Origin of the sequence: Propionicimonas sp., from assembly GCF_047606205.1 — a bacterium.
Lineage (GTDB): Bacteria > Actinomycetota > Actinomycetes > Propionibacteriales > Propionibacteriaceae > Propionicimonas.
Genome location: NZ_JASGES010000068.1, coordinates 1 through 3320 on the forward strand (window position 1 = coordinate 1; position 3320 = coordinate 3320).

The following is a 3320-nucleotide window of genomic DNA, read 5'->3' on the forward strand; positions in this document are numbered from 1 at the left end:
GTCAGCAGGGTGTTGCCGGCCGCCTGCGGGCCGGCGTCCGGGACCGGGCCGAGCGGCCGGCCCCGCGCCGCCAGCGCCACGACCACCACCACGAGCATGACCACGAGCATGACGAGCAGCGGGCCCCCGTGCCGGGCCCGCCGTGTCCGTGAAGGTCTGAGCGCGTTCATGATCAGTGATCATCGTGCCAGCGCCCACTGACAGCTCAGGACGCGTACGCCCCCGCGGCGAGGTCCTCGGCCAGCGTGGCATGGGTGGGCTCCCAGCCGAAGCGGGTGCGGGTGAGCTCGGCCGATGCCGGCAGGTCCATCGCGAAGAAGGCGCCCAGCCACCCGAAATGCTCGCGGACGCGATCCGGCGCGACCGGTGCCACCGGCAGGTCGAGGGCGGCGCCGATCGCCTCCGCGATCTGCCGTGTGGTCACGATCTCGGCGACGGCATGCACGGCGGTGCCGGCGGGAGCGGCGTCCAGCGCGAGCGCAACCAGGCGGCCGGCGTCGGGGCGGTTCACCGCGGTCCAGCGGTTGGTCCCGTCCCCGGGGTAGGCGGAGAAGCCGCGCTCACGGGCCACCCGGACCAGGATCGCCATGAAGCCGTGGTCGCGCGGGCCGTGCACGGTCGGGGCGAACCGGGCCGCGATGCTGCGCACGCCGCGGGCGGCGTAGTCCATGGCCAGCGTCTCGGTGCCACCGCGTGGCGCGTCCGGGCCGCTGGTGGGGTTCGGGTCGAGCTCGGTCAGCGTCCGTCCGACCGGAATGGCGGTGCCGGAGGCGAGCAGGAACGGCTTGCCGGTGCCTTCCAGCGCGGTCACGAACGCCTGGACGGCGGCACGCTCGGCGCGGTTGGTCTCGGCCTGGTTCGACCAGTCGTGCTTGTTGGCGAGGTGGACCACGGCGTCGGCGGCCGCGGCCTGCTCGCGCAGGATCTCCAGCTGGTCGAGGTCTCCGGCGATCGGCTCGACCCCTGCGTCGCTGAGCGCCGCGGCCGACCGGTCGGACCGGGCGATACCGCGCACGGTGTGCCCCGCGGAGATGAGTTCGGGGACCACTGCCGAGCCGATCCAGCCCGACGCACCCGTCATGAAGACGTCCACTGCTCCTCCTGATGTCAGAATCTGACATCAGAGTACCCGCGACGTCAGGTTCTGTCATCACCTAGGATACGGCCATGGTGAGGTGGCAGCCCGGTGCGGCCGACCGGCTGCGGATAGCCGCGCTCGACCTGTTCGAGGAACACGGCTACGACCAGACCACCGTCGCGGGGATCGCGGATCGCGCGGGGGTGACCGAGCGGACGTTCTACCGGCATTTCCCCGACAAGCGGGAGGTTCTCTTCGCCGGCTCCGAGCAGCTGGCCGAGCGGGCTTCGGCCGCCGTGTCGGCCGCACCGCAGGGCGCGGCGCCGTCCCTGCTCGTGGACGCGGCCCTGGCCGGCCTGGCCGAGTCGTTCCCGGACGAGCGGCGGCCCTTCTCCCGCCGGCGACAGGCGCGGCTGGACTCGGAGCCCGCGCTCCGCGAGCGCGAGCTGCTGAAGCTGTCCACGCTCAAGGGCACACTGGTCGGGGCCCTGGCCGCCCGCGGGGCATCCGCCCCCGCGGCGACGATGACCGCCGAGGCCGTGCTCAGCGTTTTCCACGTCGCCTTCCTGCGCTGGATCGAGGAGGACCAGCAGCGCAGCATGGCCGAGCTGCAGCAGGAGGCGCTCGCCGAGCTCCGCGCGGCGCTGGGCGGTGCCGGGACGAGCGCCGAGGAGGGCCGATAGTTCACGCGGACGCCCCGGCATCGGCGCGTCCGCCCTTGTCACAGCGCCCCCGGCAGGACTCGAACCTGCGCACGACAGATTAGAAGGCTGTTGCTCTATCCACTGAGCTACGGGGGCCGACGCCCCACGATGCTACCGCTCTGGTCGATGTCGGTGGCGCGGGGCAGGATGGTCTCCATGCAGACACTCGATGTCGTGCGCGACTCGCTCGGCCGCGTGCACGAACTCATCCCCGCGATCCTCGACGGCCTCACCGGCGACGACCTGCTGTGGCGTCCGGACGCCGAGGCCAACCCGATCGGGTGGCTGGTGTGGCACCTCACCCGGGTCGAGGACGACCACCTGGCGCACCTGGGCGGGATCGAGCAGGCGTGGACGGCGGACGGTTGGTACTCCCGGTTCGGGCTGCCGTACCTGAAGAACGCCCACGGCTTCCGGATGACCGCGGTGGAGGTCGGGGCCTTCAACGTCACCCAGACCAGCCTGCTCAACGGCTACGCCGCGGCGACCTGGGCGCAGACGCAGGCCGTCCTCTCCTCGCTCGACGAGGAACGGCTCGACGAGGTCGTCGACGAGCGCTACACGCCGCCGGTGACGGTCGGCGTCCGGCTGGTCTCGGTGATGGTGGAGACCGCCCAGCACATCGGCCAGGCCGGCTACGTGCGCGGTCTGCGGGAGCGTTCGCGGGGTATCAACTCGGGCTGGGCGGGAACGGCGTGACGCCCACGGCGTCAGAATGTGGTCAGCACCTTTACCTAACAAAGTAAAGTGACGCCCGTGAACGAACATCTCGTGTGGGTCGACTGCGAGATGACCGGGCTCGACCTGAAGGCGGACGCCCTCATCGAGGTCGCTGCACTGGTCACCGACTCGGAGTTGAACGTGCTGGGCGACGGCGTGGAGGTCGTCATCAAGCCCTCCGTGGAGGCGCTCGCGCAGATGGGCGAGTTCGTCCGGACGATGCACGGGAACTCCGGCCTGCTCCCGCTGCTGGCGGACGGCCTGACCATGGCCGAGGCGGAGCAGCAGGTGCTCGACTACATCCGCGAGTACGTGCCGGAGGCGCGCCGCGCGCCGCTGGCCGGCAACACCATCGGCACCGACCGGGCGTTCCTCGCCCGCGACATGCCCACGCTGGAGGCGCACGTCCACTACCGCAACGTCGACGTCTCCTCGATCAAGGAACTCGCCCGGCGCTGGTATCCGCGCACGTACTACAACACCCCGGCCAAGAGCGGGAATCACCGGGCGCTGGCCGACATCCGGGAGTCCATCGAGGAGTTGCGCTACTACCGCGACGCCCTGTTCGTACCCCCGCCGGGCCCGAGCACCGAGACCCTCCGTGAACTCGCCGCCCGTCACCAGGGATCCCTCACCGGCGAGACGCTCGGAGCCTCAGACGGCTGATTTCCTGCCTTCGGCACGAACCCGCTAAGCTGGCTCAGCCCTCGTGGCGCATGGTGGGTATAGCTCAGATGGTAGAGCACCTGGTTGTGGTCCAGGATGTCGCGGGTTCGAGTCCCGTTACTCACCCCAAGCTTCCGGGCCCAGTAGGCGAC

Annotated in this window: 4 protein-coding genes and 2 tRNA genes; 4 read left to right on the forward strand and 2 right to left on the reverse strand. The window is 71.0% G+C overall.

Going from position 1 to position 3320, the window contains the following annotated elements; genetic code table 11:
- Positions 1-205 precede the first annotated feature (205 nt).
- Positions 206-1093, reverse strand: coding sequence for an SDR family oxidoreductase (locus QM633_RS04585; RefSeq protein WP_415152551.1), 888 nt, complete (start codon positions 1091-1093; stop codon positions 206-208).
- Between the two features lie 74 nt (positions 1094-1167).
- On the opposite strand from QM633_RS04585, the gene QM633_RS04590 reads away from it, so the two are divergent.
- Positions 1168-1761 (forward strand): TetR/AcrR family transcriptional regulator, encoded by a 594-nt coding sequence (locus QM633_RS04590; RefSeq protein ID WP_415152552.1) that lies wholly within the window; start codon positions 1168-1170, stop codon positions 1759-1761.
- A 44-nt stretch (positions 1762-1805) separates the two neighbouring features.
- Here the strand turns inward: QM633_RS04590 and QM633_RS04595 are convergent.
- A tRNA-Arg gene (locus QM633_RS04595) sits at positions 1806-1878 on the reverse strand.
- Positions 1879-1938: 60 nt separating this feature from the next.
- Between QM633_RS04595 and QM633_RS04600 the strand changes: the two genes are divergently transcribed.
- The 3 genes from QM633_RS04600 (at position 1939) to QM633_RS04610 (ending at position 3297) form a co-directional block, all read left to right on the forward strand.
- The gene (locus tag QM633_RS04600) at positions 1939-2481 is read left to right on the forward strand and encodes a mycothiol transferase (protein ID WP_415152553.1); all 543 of its coding nucleotides are present in this window, start codon (positions 1939-1941) and stop codon (positions 2479-2481) included.
- Positions 2482-2538: 57 nt separating this feature from the next.
- Complete coding sequence (gene orn / locus QM633_RS04605) at positions 2539-3168, forward strand: oligoribonuclease (RefSeq protein ID WP_415152554.1); 630 nt, start codon at positions 2539-2541, stop codon at positions 3166-3168.
- A 53-nt stretch (positions 3169-3221) separates the two neighbouring features.
- Positions 3222-3297 (forward strand) — tRNA-His (locus QM633_RS04610).
- Positions 3298-3320: the final 23 nt, after the last annotated feature.

Bases quoted from the DNA above. Each gene is read 5' to 3' on its own strand.
- QM633_RS04590 (WP_415152552.1), top strand. From the start codon at position 1,168: ATGGTGAGGTGGCAGCCCGGTGCGGCCGACCGGCTGCGGATAGCCGCG.
- QM633_RS04600 (WP_415152553.1), top strand. From the start codon at position 1,939: ATGCAGACACTCGATGTCGTGCGCGACTCGCTCGGCCGCGTGCACGAA.